This window comes from Achromobacter sp. 1011811831 (assembly GCF_059760905.1).
Map to the genome: position 1 here is coordinate 1 of NZ_JCBANG010000072.1, position 18949 is coordinate 18949.

An 18949-nucleotide genomic window follows, 5' to 3' on the forward strand; every position below is an offset into this window, starting at 1 on the left:
TCCTGCCGGGCTCGTATAAAACGCCCCGCCAGTGGTAGCGAATACAGACTGGATATTTGCGACGTTGCCGATGAGCCGTTGCAACGCATCCGTTTGATAACTTCCCAGCGCCCGCGCATTTGCAGTGCAAACCCCATTTAAAGGAAAAACTATGCACAAATCCGTATTTCAAACCGACGACGACGGCCTGTTTCTCTATGAGACCGTCGCCAACGATCTTCCCCTGTCGCCCGGCGCCTACAACGTGCCCTTTGGCGCCTATCCCGATGCGCCGCCCACAGGCGCAGGCGGCCGCTGGCCGCGTTGGACGGGCAATGGCTGGCAGATGGTCGAAGACCATCGCGCCACGCCGCTATGGGTGGCGGAAACGGGTGAGTCCTATGTGATCGGCAGCAAGATCAAGCTGCGCGGCGGCGTTGACGACGTGCGCTATCCCGGCTGGGGACCGTTGCCCGCCTGGCTGAGCGATACGGCGCCGCAGCGTCCTGCCGAGGGCGCGGGCATCTGACCGTATTCCGGCGGCGCTGTCTCTTCTGGGACCGTGCGCCGGACTCTGGATCTGCGCGCTAGGCGGCGAGCGGAAGAGCGTCCATCCCTTCGAGCCGTTCGCGGCGCAGCTGTTCCAGCTGGCGCTTGCCGAGTGGACTGCGCGCCAGCTTCTGCGCCAGCTCGCGTCCATGCGGATGGTAGTAGCGCAGCAGCATGCGGGTGTCGACGTTGCCGTTGACCTTGGCCAGCTCGTGGATCTGGAACACCGTGGCCAGCTGTGAGGTGCCTTCGTGCCGCAGGTCATGAAAGCGCAAGTCGCGGAAATAGGCCGTGTTGGGACGCCGTCCGTGGCGACGGCACAGGGCTTCATAGCGCAGGCGGGCGCGGCGCCGCGCGCGGATGAAGGCGCGCGTGACCGAGCCTGGGCGCATCGCGAAGATGCGGCCGCGCATCGGCTTGCCGGTGACCCAGCGGCGTAGCGCCTCGCGCGCGAGCGGGGTCAGCGGCACGTCGCGCGCGCGGCCGTTCTTGGTGTGGGGCAGGTGGACCACGCCATGCATCAGGTCCAGGTGCTCGCGCTGGATGCCTACTACTTCCGAGCGGCGCATGCCGGTTTCCCGGGCCACCGTCAGGATGGTGGGCAGCTCGCTGGAGCGGGTGGCCTGGATGATCCAGTCCAGTTCCTGGCGCGGGCATTGTTCGTCGGACAGGCCGCGCAGCGTGATGCGGTCGAACAGTCGACGGTCGCGGGCATCGTCGATCGCCGGTCTGCGCACCAATTGAACCGGGTTCGCCAGCTGGTCGAAGCCCCAATCCTTGCGGATCACCGTGTAGACGTGTGACAGGAAGGCCATGCGCCGCACGACGGTGGCCGGCGCGCGGTCCTTCAGCCATTCGTCGCGCAGCTCGGTCAAGTCTGAGCTGCGGATCCGGTCCACCGGCCGGATCGCCAGCCTGGTCGCCCGCCAGATGCGGGCTATGGACTGCTCCGATACGTGCCCCTTCTTCGTGGCGGAGACCTCGGCCAGATAGCGATCGAGCGCATCGGCCAGGGTGGGCGCGGGTTTGCGGCGGGGCTGTCGGCGGGTCCAGGGCTTCATTGCAGGTTCGGAAATCAGAGTGGGATCAGGAGTGTAGGCGCCGCGATGGCGGGCGCGCGACGCGAGCGGGCGAGAGTTTCGCCCGGATCGCGTTTTTTTTCTTCCATGGCCGGCGCCTCCCTGCGCCCGGTCATGGGCGGGAGACAGGGATGCGGGGTGGTCAGAGGAGTAGCAAGGATATGGAACCGGGATCGACGGGATTGGGCGGGTTCGCCGCGTTGAAGATTGCGCTGGCGTTCGGCATGCCGGCGGCCATGGCGGCGCTGATCGGCATGTTGCTGATGCCGCCGCGCAGCTCGCGCGAGTTCGTGGCGCGCACCGCCTGTACGGTGGTGAGTTCGTTTTTGTTCGGGCCTTTGTTGGCGATCGGGATGATCGCCTGGATGCCCGACATCGTTTCGTCCGCCTATTGGCTGGCGCAACGCACGGGCCTGGGCGAGGACGGGCTGCTGGCCATGTTCTACGTGCTGGGGCCCTGCATGTTGCTGGCCGGGCTGCCGGCCTGGTGGGTGCTGGGCGCCTATCTGCGCCTGACGGCCAAGCTGCAGAACCAGGACCTGGTCGATTGGGCGGTGGAGATCCGGCGCAAGGCGCTGGGCTTGGGGCAGGGTACGGAGAAAGGAGGAAATCATGACGCTTGAACAAGTGATGCGCGACGCGGTTCGGCCCGCACTGGCCTTGCTGCCAGCCGCCATGAACACGCCGCCGGCGCACTGCATGCTGCTGGCGATCGGCCTGCAGGAAAGCCGTTTCGTGCATCGGCGGCAGATCGGCGGCCCGGCACGCGGCTTCTGGCAGTTTGAGCGAGGTACGCGTACAAGTCGCGGCGGTGTGTGGGGGGTGTACCTGCACCACGCGACAAAAGACCGCCTGGCGGGGCTATGCGCGGCCCGTAGCGTGGTGTTCGATCCGGACGCGATCTACGGCGCTATCGAGTATGACGATGTTCTCGCCGCTGGCGTTGCGCGGCTGCTCCTGTGGAGCGATCCGGGCAAGCTGCCCAAGATCGGCGATGCGGAAGCAGCACTCGAGTGCTACCTTCGCGTCTGGCGGCCAGGCAAGCCTCATCCAGCGTCGTGGCCGAGAAATTATCGACAAGCACTGGAGACTGTTGATGCCGCACAAGAGTCAGGAGGCCCGCAATGAATACATGCGCAACTATAAGGCGCGTCGACGCGCGGATTCTGCGTTCAAGGAGCGAGAACGAGAAAGGGAGCGTGAGCGCTATGCCGAGCGAAAAGAGCAGACTCGCGATCAACGGCTGTCGAAGAACGCTCGATACCGAGAAAAGAATAGAGAACACCTGGCGGCGAAAGAGCGAGAGCGGAGCATGCGCATCAAGACCGCGAATCCAGAAGCCTTTACTGAAGCTTCGCGAGCGCGTGCGAGAGCATGGCGGGAATCTCATCGAGAGGATGAGCAACTCAAAGAGGCGAGTCGTGTGCGATCTCGGCGTAACTACCAAAAGGTGAAATCGTGCGAAGCCTTCAAGGCGAGCAACCGCGCAAAAGCAAAGAACTGGTACGAGAGAAATACCGAGCGGGCACAAGAGAGTGCGCGCAAGCGTCGGGCGGAGCGCTACAAATCAGACATTCAGTTCAAGCTCGGTCTATGCCTTCGTCGTCGGTTGTACATGGCAGTGAGAAACAACCACCGCTCTGGCCTCGCGGTTCGCGAACTCGGTTGCTCTATCGCCGAGCTCAAGGAGCATCTGGAACGCCAGTTCGCAGACGGGATGACGTGGGGAAATTGGGGGCGCGATGGGTGGCACATCGACCATGTGCGCCCCTTGGCGAGTTTCGATCTAGAAGATCCGGAGCAGGTCAAGGCGGCGTGCCACTTCACCAATCTCCAGCCGCTCTGGTCGAAAGACAACATCAGGAAGGGAAGCGCGTTCGTAGAGTGACCAGCAAACCTCATCGCCAGACCTGGGACGCGCTGCATGCCCAGGCGGCGCAAGCGACCGGGGAGCTGGAACATGCTTGATTCATGGGTGAAGCGTAGCCTCGGCTGGATGGCGGCCTTGCTGGCGGGCCTGGCCGCCGTCGCCGGGGTGTATTGGAGGGGGCGGGCCCGGGGGCGCGAACAGGAACGCGCCGACGCCGAGGCCCGCCTCCAGGCCAGGGCCGGGCAGGCCCGCAAGGAGGTGGAACATGTGCGTGAGAACGTGGCTCGCAGCGATGATGATGCCGTGGCTGCTCGGCTCAAGTCTGGCTGGGTGCGCGGCGGTCCCGAAGACCGGCGTTGAATACTGCGACCATGCCCGGCCGGTCTATTTTGGAACCGCGGCCGAGGTCGATGCCACGCCGCCCGGTGTAAGAAGGCAAATTCTGGAACATAATGAAACGGTCGCGCGCCTCTGTGTTTTGAATTAAATTGGGGACGCGGTGTTTTCATCCTATGCTGTTTGGTCATGGACCGGGCCGGGTTGCAGCCGATTCAGCCCGATAAGGCATTGAATCCGTTCAGGCGGACGCGGCACGGCGGTAACAGTTGCTGGCGCTCATTGTGTGATTGCGGGGTTCTGCAATAATTTCTGACTTTCTCTTCCCGCCGCTTATCGGCCGGAACGAGGCATCGGGAGGCGCTATGGGGCGGGGAGTGCTGTTCGGGCAGCGCGCGCGGCGCAGGGCGCCGCGCGTTTCGAGTGCCATGGGTTTCTGACGATCATGACCGACGGCGAAAGCTTGGTCTCGGTGCGGGCGCGTCCGCCGCGCCGGTATTCCATGCGCACTGGCCTGTTGCTGCTGGTGTTCGCCTGTATTTTCCCGGCGCTGGTGGTGGCCTCGATGGCGGTGTACGAGAGCTACGTCATCCAGAAAGAGCGCATATTCCGCGACACGATATTCCTGGCCCGCAATCTCACCGCGATCCTCGATCGCGAGTTGACGGCGGTCGAGGCCGGGATGCAGATGCTGGCGTCTTCCCCCGACCTGGTGGCGGGCGACCTGCCCGCGTTCCACCAACGCGCGCGCGACGCGGTGCGATTCCAGATCGCCGACAGCTATGTGCTGACAGACAGGGCGGGCCGGCAGGTCCTCAATACCCAGGTTCCGTATGGCACGGCGCTGCCGATGAGCCGGGTGCCGCGCGATCTGGATCGCGTGTTCCAGTCGCGCGCGCCGGTGCTCAGCGGCTTGTTCACCGGGGCGGTCAGCGGCAATCCTACGATCGCGCTGGGCGTGCCGGTGCTGCGTGGCGAGGATGTGATCTACAGCTTGAACGTGGGCCTGTCGCCGGAGCGCATCGGCAATGTGCTGGGCCGCCGCTCCTTGCCCGAAGGCTGGGTGGCCGCGGTGCTGGACGGTTCCGGCACGATCGTCGCGCGCACGCGCGACACGGCCAAGTTCGTCGGACAGAAGGCGGTGCCGGCGCTGGCGCGCGCCGTCCAGGACGAGAGCGAAGGGTCGCTGGAGACCCTGACCAAGGAAGGCACGCCGGTCTACACGGCCTTCAGCCGTTCCGCCTTGTCGGGATGGACCGTCGCCGCCGGCGCACCCATGACGCTGGTCACCACGGATCTCTATCGTTCGATCGCCTGGATCGCGCTCGGCACGCTGGCGGCGTTTGGCCTGGGCCTGTGGCTGGCCTTGAAGCTCGCCAGCCGCCTGACCTCGGCCGTGCAGGGGCTGGTCGGGCCGGCGCTGGCGCTGGGGGAAGGGCGTCCGGTGGAGCTGCCGCGCACCAATGTAAAGGAAGCCGTGGAGGTGGGATCGGCATTGCAGCAGGCCTCGCGGATGCTGGCACACGCCCAGCACCTGGCGCACTACGACCCCTTGACCGGCCTGTGCAATCGTGTGCTGTTCGGTGAACTGGTGCTGCGTGAACTGGCGGTGGCGCAACGCAGCGGCGCTTCATTCGCCATCCTGGCGATCGACCTGGACGGTTTCAAGGCCGTGAACGACATGCACGGGCACGCCGCCGGCGACACCGTGCTGAAAGAGGCCGCAGACCGGATGGCCAATGCCATCCGCGTTTCCGACGTGGCGGCGCGGCTGGGCGGCGACGAGTTCGCCGTCCTGTTGCTGGCGGCCAATCGGGAAAGCGCCCAGGCCGTGGCCGAGGCGCTGGTGGAAAGCCTGTCGCTGCCTTATGCCAACGTCAAGGTCGCGGTGTCGGCCAGCGTGGGTATCGCCGTCTACCCGCAATCGGGCACGACCATGTTGCAGTTGCTGGAGCGCGCCGATGTGGCCCTGTACCAGGCCAAGGGACTGGGCAAGCGTCGGGTCGCATCCGACGTGTGAGCGGCCGGGCTGGCGCCCGGCAGGCTTGCCGGTCATTGGTTAAACTGCCCGGCTTTGGCGCCCCGGCTGTTCGGGGAGCCGGCCGCCGCGGGCGGCGCGCAGCAGGAAGTCGCAGTTGAAATCAGTCATGGGAATTGCCGGCAGCCGGAACGCCGCCACCTTGTCCGGCCTTGCGGCGGTGGCGTTATGGGGCACCGTCGTCGGCCTGATCCGGAGCGTTAGCGAGAACTTCGGCCCGATCGGGGGCGCGGCGCTGATCTATACGGTCGGGTCAGCCTTGCTTCTGGTGCTGCTGGGGTTCCCGCGCCTGGGCGCGTTTCCGCGCCGCTATCTCATCGTCGGCAGTGCGCTGTTCGTGTCCTATGAAATCTGCCTGTCGCTGTCGCTGGGTTTTGCCGCCGATCGCGCGCAGGCCATCGAGCTGGGCATCGTCAACTATCTGTGGCCCTGCCTGACGGTGGTCTTCGCCATGCTGATCAACGGCCAGCGCGCCAGCGCCTGGGTCGTGCCGGGCATCGCGCTGTCGCTGTGCGGGATCGCCTGGGTGGTGGGCGGCTCGGCCGGCCTGTCGTGGGAGCGCAGCATCGCCAACGTCTCGAGCAATCCCTTGAGCTACGGGCTGGCCTTTTGCGGCGCGATCATCTGGGCCGTCTATTGCAATGTGACCAAGCGATATGCCGACGGCAAGAACGGCGTGGCCCTGTTCTTCATGCTGACGGCGGCGGCCTTGTGGGTCAAATACCTGGTGGCGGGCGAGGCGACGCTGCGTTTCGCCTGGCCGGCGATGCTGGAGCTGCTGGTCGCGGGCAGCGCCATGGCGGCGGGCTATGCCTTGTGGAACATCGGCGTGCTCAGGGGCAATCTGACGCTGCTGGCCACGGCCTCGTATTTCACGCCGGTGCTGTCCACGCTGTTTGCCGCGCTGTGGTTGTCCACGCGGCTGACCATGGCCTTCTGGCAAGGCGTGCTGATGGTCACGGCGGGGTCGCTGCTGTGCTGGGCGGCGACGCGCGGCCGGCCTGCAAGGGCAGGCTAGCCGCGACGGGAGAGAGGGCGCTGGCCGCCTAGCGGACCAGCGTCTGGGCGACGGCGTAGCCGATCGGAATGACCAGCAGCGACGCGAACAGCGCGCTGACGATCGCCGCCGAAATCTTGAGCCAGGGCTCGGGCCCCGCGCTTTGCACCGTCTGAACCATCAACGTGACGATACCCACAACCATCAAACAGCTCATTGCCACTGCGATGTAAGTCATGTTGTCTCCGTCTTCGCCTGATTGAAGGGCTACGGCATGCCGCTGGGCGGTCTTGTTGTTTGACTTGATTGTGCGCCTGCTTTCGCGGGCGGGGCCTTAGGGGTTGTACTGACAGGACGCGGGATCTGTGGCGTCCTGACCGCGCAGCTTGCAGCAAAAACGCGTGCTTGAATCTGCGATCCCGGCTCGCGGATCTGCTGGCTGCCAGGATTTACGCGGGTTTCTTGATTTCGCCGCGCTGCGCAATCGGTTCGAGCGGCCGCAGGCGCGGGACTTTGCGCTACGATGTTCCTCCCTTCTTGTCGACCCGGTTCGCGACATGTCACACAAACTCCGCCCTGGCACGCGCGCGACCCTGCAGGTCAGGCAGCTGATGCCTGGCGAGTTCGCATGGATCATCACGCTGCTCGATCCCGACAGCGGTAACGTGCACAGCACGAATTATTCGGAACGGCGTTATGGCAGCCAGGACGAGGCGTCCTCGGCGGGCAAGTCCGCGGTGATGGCATATCTGTCGGACGCGGCGCCGCCGCCGGCGCGCGCTTGAACCCCGCCTGGCTCGCGTCGCAGTGATGAACGATACCTCTGCCGCTGCTTCGGAAATCGGCGCGCTGGCGGCCTTGGGGGCGCTGGCGCCGTGGGTCTGGCCACGGGTTTGGCCACGGGTTTGGTCACGTTTCTTGGCGATGGTCCAGCAGCTCGGCGCGGCCCTCCTTCCGGGGGCGTAGCAGTCTTCCCGCGCATTTCGACGACCTGGCATTCCTTCGCCGTTTTCACTTGTGCTTACCCCACGGCGTGGCCGGGGCGGGCGGCAAGCATCGCACCGGCCGCGGTCACTGCGGCATCGGTGAGCCAAAAGCAAAAGGCCCGCAATTGCTTGCGGGCCTTGGTATTCCTTGGTGGCGCATCCCTGATTCGAACAGGGGACCTGCGGATTATGATTCCGTCGCTCTAACCGGCTGAGCTAATGCGCCATCTCGTTTGCTTTTTCACTTGGCCTGGCGTTTTCACGCCGGGTTGCTGCGTCAGCAACGAAGAACGAAATTCTAGCACGAAAAAATTTGTCCGTGCAATAGCCCGGAAAGAAATCGGCATGGATGCCAACCTGATTCCCTCCCCAGGCCCAAGGCCTCAGGTCCGCGGGGGGCGGTGCGTGTCGAATCCAGGCCGGCCTCAGGCGTCCCGCGCCAGCCGTATCCCGGAAAACTGCCAGCGCGCCTCGGGCGGGAAGAAATTGCGGTAGCTGGCCCGGATGTGGCTGCGCGGGGTCACGCAGGAGCCACCGCGCAGCACGTATTGATTGCACATGAATTTGCCGTTGTATTCTCCCACCGCGCCGTCGTCCGGCCGGAAGCCGGGATAGGCCTCGTAGGCGCTGCTGGTCCACTCCCAGGCGTCGCCGTAAAGCTGGGCCGGGCCTGACCAGCCTGGCCGGGCGGGCGCGGGCCGCGTATCCAGGTGGCCGCTTTCCAGCATGTTGGCGTGCGCGCCAGGACCGCCGTCCGGCTGTCGGCGCGCGGCCGACTCCCATTCGGATTCACGTGGCAGCCGGACCCGCGCCCAGCGGGCGTAGGCGTCGGCTTCGAAGTAGCTCACGTGCGTGACGGGCGCTTGCAGCTCCGGTTCCTGCATGCCGTGCAATGTGAAGACCTGCCAGTCGTCGCGCTCGCCTTTCCAGTAGAGCGGCGCGCGCCAGCCCTCCGCGCAGACGCGGTCCCATCCCTGCGACAGCCACAGTTCCGGCCGTGAATAGCCGCCGTCGCGGATGAAGGCCAGGTATTCGTGCTGGGTCACCAGTCGGTTGGCCAGGTGGAAGCGACCCAGCAGCGTGTCATGGGCCGGGCCTTCATTGTCGAAGGCGAAGCCGTTGCCGTCATGGCCGATGCGGGTCACGCCGCCCGCGTATTCGGTCCAGCCGGCCGGCGTGGCGGGCGGCAGGGCGGGCGCGCCGTTGGCAGCATAGGCCGGCCTGAGCGGGTTGGCGTGGAGCAGGTGCTTGATGTCGGTGAGGATCAGTTCCTGGTGCTGCTGCTCGTGGTTGAGCCCCAGTTCCAGCAGGGCGTCGAATGCCGCGTCGCCGGCCTGGCGGGTGATCAGCGCGTGCATGGCTTCGTCCACATGCTCGCGGTAGCGCAGTATCTCGGCCAGGTCCGGGCGCGTGAGCAAGCCGCGCTGTGGTCTCGGATGGCGTGCGCCGATGGCGTTGTAGTAGGAGTTGAACAGCATGCGGTAGCTGGGGTGGAAGGCGCGATAGCCCGGCGCATGGCGGCTCAGCAGGAAGGTCTCGAAGAACCAGGTGGTGTGCGCGAGATGCCATTTGACGGGGCTGCAGTCCGGCATGGATTGCGCCTGGCAGTCTTCGGGGCTGAGCGGGGCGGCCAGGGCCGTCGTGGCCGCGCGCACGGCGTCGTAGCGGCCGGGCAGGCCGGCCGGACCGCTGGTTCCGGGGCGGGTCAGCAGGCAGGCAGAGTCCATGCGTATCCTCCTGGGGGCGTTGATGGGGCCGAGGCCAGCCGGCCTCAGGCGCGGGCGAGGAAGACGGAAAACCAGCCGCGTGTGTCCGACCAATGGCGCACGTCGCGGTAGCCGGCGCGTTCCAGCAGCCCCTGGAAGGCGTCGGGCGTGAATTTGTATGAGTTTTCCGTGTGGATGCGTTCGCCGGCCTGGAAGGCGCGTTCGCCGCCCGGCCAGCGCACGCGCAAGGCGCGGCGCGCCTCCAGGTGCATTTCGATGCGCGAGCGCTCGGCATTGAACAGGGCGACATGGCGCCAGTCCCCGACCTGGAAATCGCTGGCCAGCAGCGCATTCACGTGCCGCAACAGGTTCAGGTTGAAGGCCGCCGTCAGTTGCAGCGCATCGTCGTAGGCGGGCTCCAGCACCTCGCGCGGCTTGACGCGGTCCACGCCGATCAGCAGGCCGCCGTCCGGACAGAGCCCGCGCACATGCCGCAACATGGCCAGCGCGTCATCGGGATTGAGGTTGCCGATGCTGGAACCGGGATAGAAGAACAGGCGCCGTGCGGACGGAATGTCGGCGGGCAGGGACAGGCCCTGCGAGAAATCCTGTCCCAGCGGCGTCACCCGCAGCTCGGGATAGGCCGGGCGCAGGCGGCGCGCGGCGCTTTCCAGGTAATCGGTGGAAATGTCGATGGGCACGTAGCGGCGCGGCCGCAGGACGGGGAACAGGCGCTCGGCCTTGGCGCAGTCGCCCGCGCCCAGGTCCAGCAGCGTGTCCACGGCGCCGGCGTGGCGCGCGATGGCGGCGCCGTGCGCGGCATGGATTTCGGCCTCGCAGCGCGTCGGGTAGTACTCGGGCAGCTGCGTGATGGCGGCGAACAGCGACGAGCCGAGCGCGTCGTAGAGGTACTTGGGGTCGATGTGCGCCGGGCGGTCCAGCAGCCCGTGATGCAGTTCCAGCCGCTCGGCGCTCCAGCCCGGCGGTGGCGACAGCGGCGGCGCGGCCGCCAATCGTGCGGAAGGGGTAAGCATGCGTCCGGCTCCTGGTAGAGGCCGCTGAAGCGCAGCGCGGAACGCCCATTGTCGCGGCCCCCCGGGGCCGGGTGTCAAGCGCCAAGTCCCTGAATGCAATGGACTTTTACCAAATCGGATATGCGCGCGCCTTGAGGGCGCCCCAGGACGTGGCCGTGAAATATCGGTTTACGGCTGGTTGCCAACGCTCGGGCGGGATCGGCGTCCGCTGGTCACAATGTAAGCGTGGACCGGGGCCGCAGGCCCCCGGCGAAGTCCGGGCGCCAGGCGCGCAGCCGCCGGACGCCGGTCTGCGCATCCGACGAACCAGAACAAGGAGCGACCATGAACAGAAAGTCCCAACGCGCTGAGATTGCCCTGCACCGCGCCCGCGTGAGCGACAGTTTCCAGGAACTGCTGGCCGGCACGGAAGACCTGCTGCGCTCGACGGCCTCTTATACCGGCTCGGAGATCGAGGCCGCGCGCGAGCGGCTCAAGCGCCAGTTGGCCGAGGCCCGCGAATCGGCGGGAGAGTGGGAAACGGCGGCCCGCCAGCGCGCCCGCCGCGCTTCGGTCTACGCGGATGAGGTCGTGCACGAGCACGCCTGGAAATCGGCGGGCGTGGCCGCGCTGGTGGGGGTGCTGCTGGGATGCTGCCTGGCGTCGGGCGGCCGGCGCTGAACGGTCGTGGCGGGCGTCCCGCAGTGGGACGTCTGCCGTAGTACGTCCGCCGCAGGAGCGCCTGCCGCCTTGCGGCGCCGGCGGCGGGCGGATTCAGCTTGGCACTGCCTGCAATTCGTGCTTGCGGGCCAGCGCCGTCGTGAGGTCGTGCGTGGGCTGGAACGAGTTTGCCTGCGCCATGGCCCAGCCGGTCTGGAAGACCTGGTGGCGGAACTCGCCGCGCAGCAATTCGCCGGGCGCCAGTTCCGGGAACAGCGCCGACAGCAGCCGGATCTCGCTGGAGGAAATGCGCCGCGCGATGTGATGCGGGCGCAGCTGGCCCGGATGCGTCAGGCCCGCGGCCGCCAGCAGCTCGGCCAGCGCGTGCAGCGTGTTGCGGTGGAAGTTGGCCACGCGCTGCGCCTTGTCGGGCACGACCAGCGCACGCTGGCGCAGCGGGTCCTGCGTGGTGACGCCGGTGGGGCATTTGCCGGTGTGGCAGGCCTGGGCCTGGATACAGCCGATGGCGAACATGAAGCCGCGCGCCGAGTTGCACCAGTCCGCGCCCATCGCCATGACGCGCGCCATGTCGAAGGCGGTGATGATCTTGCCCGACGCGCCCAGCTTGATGCGGTCGCGCAGGTTCACGCCGATCAGCGTGTTGTGGACCAGGCGCAGCGCTTCGCGCAGCGGCGTGCCGACGTGGTCGACGAACTCGACCGGGGCCGCGCCCGTGCCGCCCTCGGCGCCGTCCACCACGATGAAGTCCGGCGTGATGCCGGTTTCGAGCATGGCCTTGACGATGGCGAACCATTCCCACGGATGGCCCACGCAGAACTTGAAGCCCACCGGCTTGCCGCCGGACAGCTCGCGCAGCCGCGCCACGAACTTCATCAGGCCGATGGGCGTGTCGAAGGCCGAATGGGTGGCGGGCGAGTTGCAGTCCTGCCACGGCGCGACCCCGCGCGCCTCGGCGATCTCGGGCGTGACCTTGCCGGCCGGCAGGATGCCGCCGTGGCCGGGCTTGGCGCCCTGCGACAGCTTGATCTCGATCATCTTCACCTGCGGCGTACAGGCGTTCTTGACGAAGGCTTCCTCGGAGAACGCGCCGTGCTCGTCGCGGCAGCCGAAGTAGCCCGAGCCGATGTTCCACACCAGGCCGCCGCCCGGCTGCCGGTGATAGCGGCTGATGCCGCCTTCGCCCGTGTCGTGGGCGAAATCGCCCTGACGCGCGCCTTCGTTCAACGCCAGGATGGCATTGGCCGACAGCGCGCCGAAGCTCATGGCGGACACGTTGAAGGCCGACATCGAATACGGCTGCTTGCAGTCCGGCCCGCCGACGGTGACGCGGAAATCGGTGTCCTCGATGTGCGAGGGCGACATGGAATGATTGATCCACTCATAGCGGTCGCCGTAGACGTCTTCCTGCGTGCCAAAGGGACGCTTGTCGATCTCGCGCTTGGCGCGCTGGTAGACGATGGAACGCTGTGCGCGCGAGAAGGGCGCGGCCTGCGTGTCGTCTTCCAGGAAGTACTGGCGGATCTCAGGGCGGATGAACTCGAACAGGAAGCGCAGGTTGCCCAGCACCGGGTAGTTGCGGCGGATGGCGTGGCGCGTCTGGATCAGGTCGTAGACGCCCAGCGCGGCCAGCAGCGCCAGCGGCACGGCGGCGCACAGCCACCAGGGCGAGGCCATATAGGAAAGGACGGCCGTCGCGGCAGTGCCCAGCAAAGTCAACAGAAAGGCCGTGTAACGGCCGGCGATCCAGCGCATGTCCATCTCCGGGATTCGGGGTGGAGCTAACCATACACCAGCGCGGCGGCGACGTTGTCCCGCCGCGTGGAAAGAGTATCCCGCGATTGGGGTTTGCTCGGGGGCGGGTCGCGCGTCGCGGAGCCGGCCGGGCGGTCGCTCTTGAAGCGGCGCCCCAATGAAAAAGCCCCCTGTAACAGGGGGCTTGGGGACCGCGCGTCAGCAGCTCGACGCCGGCGGCGTCTTTTCCACGGCCAGGCCGAACAGCGGACGCAGGCGCACGCCCAGCGCGCTGCCCAGGAAGGCAGCCGGCAGCCAGAGCCAGGCGTGCAGGCTGCCCGACAGGATGCCGCTGAAGTAGGCGCCGATGTTGCAGCCGAAGGCCAGGCGCGAGCCGTAACCCAGCAGCAGGCCGCCGATGACGGCGCCAGCCAGCGAGCGCGCCGGCACTTTCCAGACCGGCGCGAACTTGCCGGCGGCGCTGGCCGCGGCCAGCGCGCCCAGCATCAGGCCCAGGTCCATGACCGTGGTCACGTCCTGGCGCAGCGGCGCGGCCAGCGAGGTCTGCTTGCTCCAGTAGGTCCAGGTGGCCACGTCGCTGCCCAGCGCGTCCAGCGTCTTGGCGCCCCACAGCGCGAAGGCCGAGGTCACGCCCCAGGGGCGGCCGGCCAGCGCCAGGGTGGCGAAGTTCAGCGCGACCAGCGCCACGCCGCCCCAGATCAGCGGCCAGGGGCCTTGCAGCAGCGAACCCGGCCGCGCGGTGCGCGAGGCGAAGGAGATCACATGGCCGTGGCGGCGCTTTTCCAGTGCGGTGGCGGCCCAGGCGATCAGCGCGAAGACGGCCAGGTTGGCGATCAGCGCGGGCGCCAGGCCCCAGCTCTTGACCAGCGAGGTCGGGGCCAGCGCCGGCAGCGTCGACCACCAGCCGAAGTTGGCCGTGGCGATGACCGAGCCGACGATGAAGAACAGCAGCGTGACCACCATGCGGGTATTGCCGCCGCCGACCGCGAACAGCGTGCCCGAGGCGCAGCCGCCGCCCAGCTGCATGCCGATGCCGAACAGGAAAGCGCCCAGCAGCACCGACACGCCCGGCGGCGAGACGAAGCCGGCCACGGGCTGGCCGAACAGCGAGCCTTGCGACAGCACGGGGAAGAACAGCAGCACGCCCAGGCCCAGCATGAACATCTGCGCGCGCAGGCCGGCGCCGCGGCGGTCGGAGACGAATACGCGCCAGGCCTGGGTGAAGCCGAAGGACGCGTGATACAGCGCCACGCCCAGCAGCGCGCCGACGATCCATAGCGCGCCCTGGCGCCAGCTGACGCTCTGGTTGAGATAGACGGCGCCCGCGGCTACCAGCAGCAGCGCGATCCACAGGGGGGCGCGGTTGGCGCGGATGGGCGGCAGGGCCGAGGGCAGGGGCAGGGTGGAGGCGTTGGCGCTCATGGATGAGTCCCGGAGAAAAAGCGGAAAGCAGAACGTGGCCGCGCCTGGGGCGGCGCTCGTGCGTCCGGAGGCGGCGCTGGTCCGTCGCGCAGGGCCACGAAAAACGGGCGCGTCAGCGCACCCGTGGAAAGGACGTCAGTCTACGCGCTGGCGTAAATATCTCAAACCACAAATCCGTGCTTGATAAATAGCCATGAGTAATAAGAAGTGGAGGAGAGCGCATATGGCGGGCGACCCTGCGCCCTGGGCTGGCCCGCCATCGCCCGTCGGCGTCCCATCCCTTTCCCCTCCGCCGCTACGCCAGGATCTCCGCGAAATCCTCGGCATAGCCCAGCAGCAGCACCTTGCTGGCCTGCACGGCCTGGGCCAGCTCGCGCCAGGCTGGCGCGGCCTCGTCCTGCGCGTCGCCCTGAACGTGATACAGCTCGGTCAGGTCCGCTACCAGCCGCTGCGCCTCGTCGGCGCCGGGCGCTTGCGGGCGGATGAAGCCCAGCCAGGCCGCGCCGATGCCGAAAAAGCGGTAGCCGTGCCGCGCTTCCATGCGACGGATGATGGCGTGGTTCTGGAACACGTCCCAGTCGGCGGAAAAATAGCCGTTGACCATGCCGGCGATCAGCAGATTGTCTTGCGGCACGGGCACGCGCTGCACATAGACGACCTGGTCCAGCACGCGCTGGGGATCCCGGTTCATCGCGGCCAGCGCGGCGATGTCGTCGGCGCTGGCGTAGAGCGTGCCGGGCAGCGATTCCCAGGCCTGTTGCAGCTGCGGATCCTGAAGCCGGGCCACCACGTGCGCCAGCCGGCGCGACTCATAGGCGCGCACGGACTCGGGATCGTCCAGGTCCAGGTCGTCGTAGTCGTAATCGAAGGTCAGGCGCTCGTCTTCCAGGGCGTGGCCGCTGGTGTAGCAGCTCTGGTTCACATCGTCGAGCGTGCACAGGTAGCGGTATTGCGGCTCGGCGGCGCGCAGGCGCTCGGCCACCTGCAGGACCTGTTCCAGCGTAGGCGCGTCCGACAGCCGGCTGGCGCTGAAGCTGTCCACGGGCCGGAAGCTGTAGGTTTCGCGGTAGTCGACGAGGGTTTCCTGCATGGCGGCTCCTGTTGCGGGCGATGGCGGGGGCGGATGCGCGATGCTAGCACTGTGGTGGGTCATGCGTGACGGCGCGACCGGCCCTCCGCCGGCCACGTCGGGATGGGCTGGCGCCTACTGCAGGCGCCAGGCCAGCGCCGCCAGCGTCAGCAGCAGCACCGGCAGCGTCAGCACCAGGCCGACGCGGAAGTAGTAGCCCCAGGTGATGCGCAGGCCCTTGCGCGCCAGCACGTGCAGCCACAGCAGGGTGGCCAGGCTGCCGATCGGGGTGATCTTGGGCCCCAGGTCGCTGCCGATCACGTTGGCGTAGATCATGGCGTCCTTCACCGGGCCCACGGCGCTGGTGTCGGCGATGGACAGCGCGCCGACCAGCACGGTGGGCAGGTTGTTCATGACCGATGACAGGAAGGCCGTCGCCAGTCCGGTGCCCATCGCCGCGCCCCACACGCCGTATTCCGCGCAGCGTTCCAGCACCTGGGTCAGATAGGCGGTCAGGCCGGCGTTGCGCAGGCCGTACACCACCAGGTACATGCCCAGCGAGAACACCACGATGTGCCAGGGCGCCCCGCGCATGACGCGCCGCGTGCCGACGATGTGCTGGCGGCCGGCGATCAGCAGCAGGCCCAGCGCGCCGGCGGCCGCGATGGCGCTGACCGGGATGCCCAGCGGTTCCAGGACGAAGAAGCCCGCCAGCAGCAGCGCCAGCACGACCCAGCCGGCGCGGAACGTGACCGGGTCGCGCACCGCCGAGGCGGGGGCGGGCAGCTGGCTGACGTCGTAGCGCGGCGGAATGCTCTTGCGGAAGAACAGCAACAGCACCGCCAGCGTGGACGCCACCGCCATCAGGTTCACCGGCACCATCACCGAGGCGTACTCGCCGAAGCCGATGCCGAAGAAGTCCGCCGACACGATGTTGACCAGGTTGGAGACGATCAGCGCGATGCTGCCGGTGTCGGCGATGAAGCCGGCGGCCATGACGAAGGCCAGCGAGGCGCCGGGGCCGAAGCCCAGCGCCAGCAGCATCTCCATGACGATGGGCGTCAGGATCAGCGCCGCGCCATCGTTGGCGAACAGCGCCGAGACCACGGCGCCCAGCAGCACGATCAGCACGAACAGCAGCCGTCCGCGGCCGCCGCCCCAGCGCGCCACGTGCAGCGCCGACCATTCGAAGAAGCCGGCTTCGTCCAGGATCAGGCTGGTGATGATGATGGCGATGAAGGTCGCGGTGGCGTTCCAGACGATGCGCCAGACGTCGGGGATGTCGCCGGGCTGCACCACGCCGGTGGCCAGCGCCAGGGCGGCGCCGATCAGCGCGCTCCAGCCGATGGACAGGCCGCGCGGCTGCCAGATGACGAGGGTGATGGTCAGGATGAAGATCGCGGCGGCAAGCAGCATGGCGGGGCTTTCAACGAGGGAGTCAGTTGAGGGGATGGGCGCTGATCCAGGCCACCAGCAGGCTGATGGTGAGCACCGAGGCCAGGGTAGAAACGAGGATGGCGCGCGAGGTCAGGCGGGCGTCGCGCCCGTACAGGCGCGCCAGCATGAAGGGGCCGGTGCCGATGGGCAGCGCGCTCATCAGCACGGCGGTCCAGGCCCACAGCGGCGGCATGTCGAACACCAGGAAGGCCAGGGCCGCCGTGGCGGCCGGCTGCAGCAGCAGCTTGCCCAGCACCAGCCGCAGCACGCCGGGGCCGGGGCTGGCCGTCTCGGTCTGCGCCAGGAACAGGCCGATGGCCACCAGCGCGCAAGGGCTGGCCGAGGCGCCCAGCAGCGTCACGTAGCGGTCCAGCCCTTCGGGCAGCGCGATGCCGGTGGCGGCCCAGGCCAGGCCGGCCACGGGCGCGGCCAGCAGCGGGTTGCGCATCAGCGCCTGGCCGACCTTGAGCAGGGTGGCGCCCAGGCCGGGCGCCTGCTGGCGGTCCAGCTCGATCAGGGCGATGGCGCAGCCGAACAGCACGCTGGCCGTCAACAAGGTGGCAAACGCCGCCGGCGCCAGGCTTTCCGCGCCGAACAGGGCCACGCACAGCGGAATGCCCATGTACCCCGCGTTGGCGTAGGAGGCGGCCAGGCCTTCGATGCTGCGGTCGGTCAGCGCGCGCCGCGCGCCGCGCCGGCCGGCGAAACCGACGACGAAGGTGATGGCGATGCCGCCGGCGAAGGCGCCGACGTAGCCCCAGTGCGCCATGGCGGCCAGGTCGACCTGGGTCATGGCGCGGAACAACAGCGCCGGCAGCGACAGATAGACCACGTAGCGGTTGAGCGCGTCGGTGGCGCCGCTGCCCAGGAGGTTCCAGCGAGCCGCCAGCCAGCCGGTCAGGATCAGCGCGAAAACCGGCAGGGCGGCGGTGATGACGGCGTTCATTGGGGGCGGACGTAGGCGGGGCGGCGCGAAGCCGCCCATTCTACTTGGCCGCTGGCGGCCGTGTCCGTGCTACGTGGCGGCCGCCGGCCGTGCCCGCGTCACCAGCAGGATGCCCAGCGCCGCCAGCGCCATGCCCGGCCAGGCCAGCGCCGGAATGGCCTCGTCCAGCGCCGCATACGCGATCACGGCCGAGCAGGGCGGCACCAGGAAGAACAGCGCGGATACGCGCGAGGCCTCGCCGTGCCGCAGCATGGCCAGCAGCAGCGAGATGGCCACCAGCGAGTTGCCCACCACCAGATAGGCCAGCGAGCCGAACAGCGCCCCGGTCCATTCCACCCGCATGGGCTCCAGCCAGAACGCCAGCGGGGCCGTCACCAGCAGGCCCACCGAATACTGCGTCAGGTTCGAGACCACCGGATGGGTGTCCGTGCCGTAGCGCTTTTCATACAGCGTGCCGCCGGTGATGCACAGCAGCGCCGCCACCGCGTAGGCCAGTCCCGCCGCCGATTGCAGGTCCACCGACGCCTTGGCCACGATCACCAGCCCCGCGCCCAGCACGCCCAGCGTCAGCCCTGCCCAGCGCCGCGCGTCGACGCGCTCGCGGGCGATGGCCGGGGCCAGCAGGCCGACCAGGATGGGTTGCAGCGAGGTGATCAGGGCCACGCCGCCGGCCGAGATGCCGTGCGCCAGCGCCAGGTAGGTGAAGCCGAAGTAGCCGGCCTGCAGCAGCAGTCCCACCATGGCCAAGTGCGTCCACGCGCGCGGGCTGGCCGGCATGGGCGGACGCAGCGCCAGCAGCAGCGGCGCCAGCAGCGCGACGACGCAGGCATAGCGCAGCGCCAGGAAGGTCAGCGGGTCGGCATAGGCCAGGCCGATCTTCAAGACGACGAAGCCGCTGGACCACAGCAGCAGGAACATGAGGGGCGCGGATTTCAACCAAAGCGGAGCAGGGGTGGGCATGGTGTCCGGTTCGTGGCGAAAGCAAGCCACGATGGTACGCCCATTTGGCTGGATAGTTGCAATTGCATCTATTAGCGGTTTTCCGCCGATCTGTTGTTTCCTGTCGATCCATTGCGCCAGGTCGCTGTT

General features: G+C 67.8%; 20 protein-coding genes and 1 tRNA gene. 9 read left to right on the plus strand and 12 right to left on the minus strand.

All coding sequences use genetic code 11. The features are described from left to right. Window positions 1-151 precede the first annotated feature (151 nt). Window positions 152-508, plus strand: coding sequence for a phage tail protein (locus AC6LJ9_RS22720; RefSeq protein ID WP_498149297.1), 357 nt, complete (start codon window positions 152-154; stop codon window positions 506-508). A gap of 58 nt (window positions 509-566) precedes the next feature. On the opposite strand, the gene AC6LJ9_RS22725 is transcribed toward AC6LJ9_RS22720, so the two are convergent. Next, window positions 567-1589 (minus strand): tyrosine-type recombinase/integrase, encoded by a 1023-nt coding sequence (locus AC6LJ9_RS22725; protein ID WP_498149298.1) that lies wholly within the window; start codon window positions 1587-1589, stop codon window positions 567-569. 160 nt (window positions 1590-1749) lie between these two features. Continuing rightward, window positions 1750-1983, minus strand: coding sequence for a hypothetical protein (locus AC6LJ9_RS22730; protein ID WP_498149299.1), 234 nt, complete (start codon window positions 1981-1983; stop codon window positions 1750-1752). On the opposite strand from AC6LJ9_RS22730, the gene AC6LJ9_RS22735 reads away from it, so the two are divergent. From AC6LJ9_RS22735 to yddG, 6 genes are all read left to right on the plus strand, one after another. Next, on the plus strand, window positions 1973-2230 hold the full coding sequence (locus tag AC6LJ9_RS22735) for a hypothetical protein (RefSeq protein WP_233772391.1): 258 nt from the start codon (window positions 1973-1975) through the stop codon (window positions 2228-2230). The two genes, AC6LJ9_RS22730 and AC6LJ9_RS22735, sit on opposite strands and share 11 nt — an antisense overlap. Then, the gene (locus AC6LJ9_RS22740; protein WP_498149300.1) at window positions 2220-2735 is read left to right on the plus strand and encodes a hypothetical protein; all 516 of its coding nucleotides are present in this window, start codon (window positions 2220-2222) and stop codon (window positions 2733-2735) included. The genes AC6LJ9_RS22735 and AC6LJ9_RS22740 overlap by 11 nt, the downstream gene beginning before the upstream one ends. Next, window positions 2704-3495, plus strand: a complete 792-nt coding sequence (locus tag AC6LJ9_RS22745; RefSeq protein ID WP_498149301.1) for a hypothetical protein — start codon at window positions 2704-2706, stop codon at window positions 3493-3495. Before AC6LJ9_RS22740 ends, AC6LJ9_RS22745 begins: the two co-directional genes overlap by 32 nt. A gap of 72 nt (window positions 3496-3567) precedes the next feature. Beyond that, window positions 3568-3837: a hypothetical protein gene (locus AC6LJ9_RS22750; protein WP_498149302.1), complete on the plus strand. Its 270-nt coding sequence runs from the start codon at window positions 3568-3570 to the stop codon at window positions 3835-3837. 421 nt (window positions 3838-4258) lie between these two features. Next, window positions 4259-5833, plus strand: coding sequence for a diguanylate cyclase (locus AC6LJ9_RS22755; RefSeq protein ID WP_498149303.1), 1575 nt, complete (start codon window positions 4259-4261; stop codon window positions 5831-5833). 127 nt (window positions 5834-5960) lie between these two features. Then, on the plus strand, window positions 5961-6869 hold the full coding sequence (yddG, locus tag AC6LJ9_RS22760; protein ID WP_498149328.1) for an aromatic amino acid DMT transporter YddG: 909 nt from the start codon (window positions 5961-5963) through the stop codon (window positions 6867-6869). A gap of 28 nt (window positions 6870-6897) precedes the next feature. Here the strand turns inward: yddG and AC6LJ9_RS22765 are convergent, their stop codons facing one another. Then, window positions 6898-7086: a hypothetical protein gene (locus AC6LJ9_RS22765; RefSeq protein WP_498149304.1), complete on the minus strand. Its 189-nt coding sequence runs from the start codon at window positions 7084-7086 to the stop codon at window positions 6898-6900. Between the two features lie 148 nt (window positions 7087-7234). Between AC6LJ9_RS22765 and AC6LJ9_RS22770 the strand changes: the two genes are divergently transcribed. Then, complete coding sequence (locus AC6LJ9_RS22770) at window positions 7235-7633, plus strand: hypothetical protein (RefSeq protein WP_498149305.1); 399 nt, start codon at window positions 7235-7237, stop codon at window positions 7631-7633. Window positions 7634-7983: 350 nt separating this feature from the next. Here the strand turns inward: AC6LJ9_RS22770 and AC6LJ9_RS22775 are convergent. From AC6LJ9_RS22775 to egtD, 3 genes are all read right to left on the minus strand, one after another. Further along, window positions 7984-8060 (minus strand) — tRNA-Met (locus tag AC6LJ9_RS22775). A 199-nt stretch (window positions 8061-8259) separates the two neighbouring features. Further along, window positions 8260-9561, minus strand: a complete 1302-nt coding sequence (gene egtB / locus AC6LJ9_RS22780) for an ergothioneine biosynthesis protein EgtB (protein ID WP_498149306.1) — start codon at window positions 9559-9561, stop codon at window positions 8260-8262. A 44-nt stretch (window positions 9562-9605) separates the two neighbouring features. Then, complete coding sequence (egtD, locus tag AC6LJ9_RS22785; RefSeq protein WP_498149307.1) at window positions 9606-10574, minus strand: L-histidine N(alpha)-methyltransferase; 969 nt, start codon at window positions 10572-10574, stop codon at window positions 9606-9608. Between the two features lie 324 nt (window positions 10575-10898). Between egtD and AC6LJ9_RS22790 the strand changes: the two genes are divergently transcribed. Beyond that, window positions 10899-11234, plus strand: coding sequence for an ElaB/YgaM/YqjD family protein (locus AC6LJ9_RS22790; protein ID WP_103273545.1), 336 nt, complete (start codon window positions 10899-10901; stop codon window positions 11232-11234). A gap of 93 nt (window positions 11235-11327) precedes the next feature. Here the strand turns inward: AC6LJ9_RS22790 and AC6LJ9_RS22795 are convergent, their stop codons facing one another. The 6 genes from AC6LJ9_RS22795 to AC6LJ9_RS22820 form a co-directional block, all read right to left on the minus strand. Then, a complete protein-coding gene (locus AC6LJ9_RS22795) occupies window positions 11328-12986 on the minus strand; it encodes an FMN-binding glutamate synthase family protein (RefSeq protein WP_498149308.1) in 1659 nt (552 codons plus the stop codon). Between the two features lie 198 nt (window positions 12987-13184). Next, entirely contained in the window at window positions 13185-14408 is a 1224-nt protein-coding gene (locus tag AC6LJ9_RS22800) for a YeeE/YedE family protein (RefSeq protein ID WP_498149309.1), read from the minus strand. Between the two features lie 295 nt (window positions 14409-14703). Continuing rightward, a complete protein-coding gene (locus AC6LJ9_RS22805; protein WP_498149310.1) occupies window positions 14704-15498 on the minus strand; it encodes a hypothetical protein in 795 nt (264 codons plus the stop codon). Window positions 15499-15612: 114 nt separating this feature from the next. Then, window positions 15613-16893, minus strand: coding sequence for an arsenic transporter (locus AC6LJ9_RS22810; protein WP_498149311.1), 1281 nt, complete (start codon window positions 16891-16893; stop codon window positions 15613-15615). A gap of 22 nt (window positions 16894-16915) precedes the next feature. After that, the gene (locus AC6LJ9_RS22815) at window positions 16916-17860 is read right to left on the minus strand and encodes an AEC family transporter (RefSeq protein WP_498149312.1); all 945 of its coding nucleotides are present in this window, start codon (window positions 17858-17860) and stop codon (window positions 16916-16918) included. Between the two features lie 69 nt (window positions 17861-17929). Further along, window positions 17930-18820, minus strand: coding sequence for a DMT family transporter (locus AC6LJ9_RS22820; protein ID WP_498149313.1), 891 nt, complete (start codon window positions 18818-18820; stop codon window positions 17930-17932). Window positions 18821-18949: the final 129 nt, after the last annotated feature.

Excerpts from the sequence above, each read along its gene's own strand:
- AC6LJ9_RS22795 (WP_498149308.1), bottom strand. The coding sequence starts at position 12,986 with ATGCGCTGGATCGCCGGCCGTTACACGGCCTTTCTGTTGACTTTGCTG.
- AC6LJ9_RS22720 (WP_498149297.1), top strand. The coding sequence starts at position 152 with ATGCACAAATCCGTATTTCAAACCGACGACGACGGCCTGTTTCTCTAT.
- AC6LJ9_RS22805 (WP_498149310.1), bottom strand. The coding sequence starts at position 15,498 with ATGCAGGAAACCCTCGTCGACTACCGCGAAACCTACAGCTTCCGGCCC.
- AC6LJ9_RS22740 (WP_498149300.1), top strand. The coding sequence starts at position 2,220 with ATGACGCTTGAACAAGTGATGCGCGACGCGGTTCGGCCCGCACTGGCC.
- egtB (WP_498149306.1), bottom strand. The coding sequence starts at position 9,561 with ATGGACTCTGCCTGCCTGCTGACCCGCCCCGGAACCAGCGGTCCGGCC.
- AC6LJ9_RS22735 (WP_233772391.1), top strand. The coding sequence starts at position 1,973 with ATGCCCGACATCGTTTCGTCCGCCTATTGGCTGGCGCAACGCACGGGC.
- AC6LJ9_RS22815 (WP_498149312.1), bottom strand. The coding sequence starts at position 17,860 with ATGAACGCCGTCATCACCGCCGCCCTGCCGGTTTTCGCGCTGATCCTG.
- AC6LJ9_RS22800 (WP_498149309.1), bottom strand. The coding sequence starts at position 14,408 with ATGAGCGCCAACGCCTCCACCCTGCCCCTGCCCTCGGCCCTGCCGCCC.
- AC6LJ9_RS22750 (WP_498149302.1), top strand. The coding sequence starts at position 3,568 with ATGCTTGATTCATGGGTGAAGCGTAGCCTCGGCTGGATGGCGGCCTTG.
- AC6LJ9_RS22725 (WP_498149298.1), bottom strand. The coding sequence starts at position 1,589 with ATGAAGCCCTGGACCCGCCGACAGCCCCGCCGCAAACCCGCGCCCACC.
- AC6LJ9_RS22820 (WP_498149313.1), bottom strand. The coding sequence starts at position 18,820 with ATGCCCACCCCTGCTCCGCTTTGGTTGAAATCCGCGCCCCTCATGTTC.
- AC6LJ9_RS22765 (WP_498149304.1), bottom strand. The coding sequence starts at position 7,086 with ATGACTTACATCGCAGTGGCAATGAGCTGTTTGATGGTTGTGGGTATC.
- AC6LJ9_RS22810 (WP_498149311.1), bottom strand. The coding sequence starts at position 16,893 with ATGCTGCTTGCCGCCGCGATCTTCATCCTGACCATCACCCTCGTCATC.
- AC6LJ9_RS22755 (WP_498149303.1), top strand. The coding sequence starts at position 4,259 with ATGACCGACGGCGAAAGCTTGGTCTCGGTGCGGGCGCGTCCGCCGCGC.
- AC6LJ9_RS22790 (WP_103273545.1), top strand. The coding sequence starts at position 10,899 with ATGAACAGAAAGTCCCAACGCGCTGAGATTGCCCTGCACCGCGCCCGC.
- AC6LJ9_RS22745 (WP_498149301.1), top strand. The coding sequence starts at position 2,704 with ATGCCGCACAAGAGTCAGGAGGCCCGCAATGAATACATGCGCAACTAT.
- egtD (WP_498149307.1), bottom strand. The coding sequence starts at position 10,574 with ATGCTTACCCCTTCCGCACGATTGGCGGCCGCGCCGCCGCTGTCGCCA.
- yddG (WP_498149328.1), top strand. The coding sequence starts at position 5,961 with ATGGGAATTGCCGGCAGCCGGAACGCCGCCACCTTGTCCGGCCTTGCG.
- AC6LJ9_RS22730 (WP_498149299.1), bottom strand. The coding sequence starts at position 1,983 with ATGTCGGGCATCCAGGCGATCATCCCGATCGCCAACAAAGGCCCGAAC.